The sequence below is a fragment of the Corynebacterium striatum ATCC 6940 genome (genome assembly GCF_000159135.1).
GTDB lineage: Bacteria > Actinomycetota > Actinomycetes > Mycobacteriales > Mycobacteriaceae > Corynebacterium > Corynebacterium striatum.
Window position 1 is genome coordinate 63,839 of sequence record NZ_GG667522.1, and the last position, 4,241, is coordinate 68,079.

A 4,241-nucleotide genomic window follows, 5' to 3' on the forward strand; every position below is an offset into this window, starting at 1 on the left:
TCTCAGAGGCCTTCTGCGAAGTGCGCGCGGTTTTGGAGCCTTTGCGCAACGACGCCGCGCCGCGATTATCAGTCAGCTCGGCAAACGTGAGGCTACCGATCTGCAACTACTGGCGGATGCCATCAAAGAAAACCTCCCAGGAACCCGCTTTGGCAATGAATTCTTCATTAGCAAAGCCATCGGCTGGGCGTTGCGCGATCTCTATCGCACCAATCCCACCTGGGTTTTGGGCTTCCTAGGCTCGCATGACGTCGCAAACCTCACGCGCAGAGAAGCATTGAAACACCACCGCTAAGCAACTCAATTTCGATAGTTCTGTAGTTGGCGAAGAAGAGCAGAAGTAACTTGCCTGCTCTCGGCGCTGCGTGTTAGAATTTTTGCTGTCTCGGCGAGGGCTGCCCGGAATCGGAAAGCCGTTATCGACGCGATTAGAAGTTATTTCACACGTTTTAAGCCTGCGATGACTCGACCAAGACGACCATCGGCAGGCTTTCGCCGTTTTCGAACTCGCTAAAGTCTCGCCGCACCAATCTTTGACACTAGGAGTTTTACTATGGCAAACACCCGCCCGGTATTGAAGGCAGAAGTACGTAACGAGTTCGGCAAGGGCTTCGCTCGCCGCCTGCGCGTTGCTGGCAAGGTCCCAGGCGTTGTCTACGGTCACGCCGTTGACGTTCTGCACTTCGCTGTTGACCGCATCGAGCTGACCGCACTGGTTCGCGCACACGGCGTCAACGCTGTTTTCGAGCTCGAGCTCGAGGGCGAGCAGCACCTCGTCATGGTCAAGCACGTTGACCAGAACGTTCTGACCCTAGACATCGACCACATCGACCTCCTCTCCATTAAGCGTGGTGAGAAGGTTGAGGTTGAGGTTCCGGTTACCCTCGAGGGCGAGCCGGCACCGGGCCTCATGTTCATCCAGGATGCTGACGTCCTCCTCGTTGAGGCAGACGTTCTGAACATCCCAGAGGAGATCTCCGTTTCCATCGAGGGCCTCGAGGACGGCGCTGTTGTCACCGCTGGCGACATCACCCTGCCAGAAGACACCACCCTGGTTGCAGATGCAGAGACCATCATCGCTTCCATCTCCCTGCCTGAGGTTGACGAAGAGCTCGAGGAAGCTGCTGAGGCTGCTGAGGAAGGCGGCGCTGAGGCTGGCGCTGAGTCCGCCGAAGAGACTGAAGAGTAAATCACTCTTCTCTGCGCCCGCGCTAGATTTACGTCTAGCTCGGGCGTTTCGCCGTTTTACTATGTCCTTCTCGGGGTCAAGATCCCTCGCAGCATGAGACAATAGCGCAGTGAATAGTTTTCTCATTGTTGGCCTTGGCAATCCAGGCCCCAAATACGCAGGAACACGCCACAACATCGGCTTTGACGTGGTCGATGAGATCGTGGGCCAGAACTACACAAACTTCTCAGTGCACAAGAAATCCAACACTGAGCTCGCTGAGACCCGCCTCGGTTCCGCCAAACTCGTTTTGGCCAAGCCACGAAGCTTCATGAACCTATCCGGGGGACCAATCAAGGCCCTTCTGCAGTACTTTTCAATCAACCCTGCTCAGCTCATCGTGGTACACGATGAGCTGGAGCTTGATTTCGGCGTCGTCAAGCACCGCTTCGGCGGCGGCGATCATGGACATAACGGTCTGCGCTCCACCACCAAATCCTTGGGAACCAAGGACTACCAGCGCCTCTCGGTCGGTATTGGGCGCCCACCGGGACGTATGGACCCCGCGAGCTTTGTGCTCAAGCCTTGGTCGAAACAGGAAAACGCGGAAATCCCCATTATTTGTGCCGACGCAGCCGACGAAATTATTCGGGTAGTTCAGGAAACTCGTCTTCCTTAACGCGTAAACTATCCGCCATGAGACTTGCCACGCTACGCACCCAATACGGAACCACAGCCATTCGCGTCGACGGCCCAGGCGTCGGCGTGGGGCTCGATTTCGAGGACGTCGGCGAGCTGTTGCGCTCCGAAGATTGGCAGAAGTCGGCGCAATTGTCTGGCGAACCCATTGTCTTTCGCAATGAGGACCTCGCGCCAGTTATCCCCTCCCCTGGAAAAATCATCTGCGTTGGTGTTAATTACGCTAAACACGCGCGGGAAATGGGCCGCGAGCTTCCCACGCAGCCGACTCTGTTCATCAAGTTCCCGGAAGCCCTCACCGGGCCTTTCGATGATATTTACATTCCTGAATGGGCCACCAAGCAGCTCGATTATGAGGGCGAACTAGCCGTGGTCATTGGTACTCGTGCGCACAACGTACCGGTTGAAGAGGCGCTCAACTACGCCGCTGGTTATGCCATCATGAATGACTACACGCTACGCGACTACCAGCGTCGTACCACTCAGTTCCACGCCGGTAAGTCCTTCTACCGCACCGCTGGTTTCGGGCCGTGGCTAACCACCGCTGATGAGTGGGCACCAGGTGGGCATGCAGCTGTGAAGACCACCGTCGATGGGGATATCCGCCAGGACGACGACACCGATGACCTCATTTTCTCTGTGGCTGAGCTCATCGCTTTTTGTTCGAAGCTCTACCCGCTCAATCCCGGTGATGTGATTGCGACTGGCACCCCAGAAGGCGTGGGCTTTGCGCGCGACCCGCAAGCTTTTATCCGGGATGGGCAAAATGTACGGATTGCTATCGACGGCTTGGGAGAGATTTCCAACACCACGCATTTTGGTGAGCCCCCGGTCGGCTGCGGCGCGGAATGCACCTGCCAAGGTAGCTAGGTAACTTCCTTTCAAATCCCCTTCCCATAGCCATACCTGTTAAAACTAATACTGTTTGCGTGACCCGCACACGACTACCTTGGACTGAGTCAGCGACGCGCGGCATGCTCTGTTAACGGTGCTCAGGCTTTCCACCGCGCATCGCGGCCGCAGAGGCCGACTCAGCGCAATGCGGGGTGAGTTTCTATCCAAACCATTAAACATTTCTGCAGCTAGAGGCTAAAATTAATAGAATGAGCAAAGATAAGAAAAAGTCCCCCGCAAAGCTCGATAAGGCAGCGTACGAGGAAGAGCTCAAGCGCCTGCAAGCAGAACTCGTGGAAATGCAGCAGTGGGTAGTTGAGACCGGCGCCCGTGTTGTCATCATCATGGAAGGCCGCGACGCCGCAGGTAAGGGCTCTGCAATCAAGCGCATCACCCAGTACCTGAACCCTCGCACCTGCCGAATCGAAGCACTGCCCAAGCCCACCGACCGTGAGGCTGGCCAGTGGTACTTCCAGCGCTACATCGAAAAGCTTCCTACAGAGGGCGAGATCGTCATCTTTGACCGCTCCTGGTACAACCGCGCCGGCGTCGAGCGTGTCATGGGCTTTTGCTCCCAGCAGGAGTACGTTCGCTTCCTACACCAGGCCCCACAGCTGGAGAACATGCTCGTCGAAGATGGAATCATCCTGCTGAAGTACTGGTTCTCCGTATCTGATGAAGAGCAGATCGCACGCTTCAAGTCTCGTCGCAACGATCCGCTTCGCCGCTGGAAGCTCTCCCCTATGGATCTTCAATCCATCACCCGTTGGGAAGACTACTCCCGCGCTAAGGACGAGATGTTTGTGCATACCAATACCCCGAACGCACCGTGGTACACGGTCGAATCTGAGGACAAGAAGCGCTCGCGCATCAACGTCATCAACCACATCTTGAAGACGGTTCCTTATCAGCACGTCGAGCAAGACGTCCCAGAAGTTCCGGAGCGCCCTGATTCTTCCGGCGAGGAGTACGAGCGCCCGCCACGCGACGAGTTTGCCTACGTCCCAGACGTGGCCTCGAACCTTGAGCGCAGCAAGGTATCCGCCGCCAAGAAGTCCGGTGGAAAGAAGAAGAAAAAGAAAAAGTAGCGCCCACTGCAACTAAAAGGCCGCTGGTCCCCCTTCAGAGAAAGGGAGCCAGCGGCACTTTAAGTTTTAGAGCTCAGTTGCATCAACGCGGGTTGGGAACACGCGTGGGCGCGCGCCTGCGATCTCCTCAACGATGCGGATGACCTGGTTCGAGTAGCCGAACTCGTTGTCGTACCACACGTAAAGAACCAGGTGCTTACCGGAAGCGATGGTTGCCAAACCATCCACAATGCCTGCGTGGGTGGATCCCACGAAGTCAGAGGAAACAACCTCTGGGGAAGCAATGTAGGAAATCTGCTGGCGCAGGTCGGAGTGCAGGGAAACGTTACGCAGGAAGTCGTTGACCTCGTCGCGCTCAACTTCCTTCTCCAGCTCCAGGTTCAGCACAGCCA

5 protein-coding genes and 1 pseudogene are annotated in these 4,241 nt (G+C 56.4%); 5 read left to right on the forward strand and 1 reads right to left on the reverse strand.

Features of this window, described 5'->3' with window-relative positions:
* The 5 genes from HMPREF0308_RS13275 to ppk2 form a co-directional block, all read left to right on the forward strand.
* Window positions 1-295 (forward strand): DNA alkylation repair protein (locus tag HMPREF0308_RS13275; protein ID WP_005530023.1); only part of this gene is annotated, 295 nt, incomplete at its 5' end.
* Between the two features lie 258 nt (window positions 296-553).
* Entirely contained in the window at window positions 554-1,189 is a 636-nt protein-coding gene (locus HMPREF0308_RS06815) for a 50S ribosomal protein L25/general stress protein Ctc (protein ID WP_005530025.1), read from the forward strand.
* A 109-nt stretch (window positions 1,190-1,298) separates the two neighbouring features.
* Complete coding sequence (gene pth / locus HMPREF0308_RS06820; protein WP_005530027.1) at window positions 1,299-1,847, forward strand: aminoacyl-tRNA hydrolase; 549 nt, start codon at window positions 1,299-1,301, stop codon at window positions 1,845-1,847.
* Between the two features lie 17 nt (window positions 1,848-1,864).
* The gene (locus tag HMPREF0308_RS06825) at window positions 1,865-2,737 is read left to right on the forward strand and encodes a fumarylacetoacetate hydrolase family protein (protein ID WP_005530029.1); all 873 of its coding nucleotides are present in this window, start codon (window positions 1,865-1,867) and stop codon (window positions 2,735-2,737) included.
* Window positions 2,738-2,970: 233 nt separating this feature from the next.
* On the forward strand, window positions 2,971-3,849 hold the full coding sequence (gene ppk2, locus HMPREF0308_RS06830; RefSeq protein ID WP_005530031.1) for a polyphosphate kinase 2: 879 nt from the start codon (window positions 2,971-2,973) through the stop codon (window positions 3,847-3,849).
* Window positions 3,850-3,915: 66 nt separating this feature from the next.
* Here ppk2 and HMPREF0308_RS06835 read toward each other — a convergent pair.
* Window positions 3,916-4,241, reverse strand: a pseudogene (locus HMPREF0308_RS06835) (glyceraldehyde-3-phosphate dehydrogenase); the annotation flags it as partial.

Excerpts from the sequence above, each read along its gene's own strand:
- HMPREF0308_RS06815 (WP_005530025.1), top strand. The coding sequence starts at position 554 with ATGGCAAACACCCGCCCGGTATTGAAGGCAGAAGTACGTAACGAGTTC.
- ppk2 (WP_005530031.1), top strand. The coding sequence starts at position 2,971 with ATGAGCAAAGATAAGAAAAAGTCCCCCGCAAAGCTCGATAAGGCAGCG.
- HMPREF0308_RS06825 (WP_005530029.1), top strand. The coding sequence starts at position 1,865 with ATGAGACTTGCCACGCTACGCACCCAATACGGAACCACAGCCATTCGC.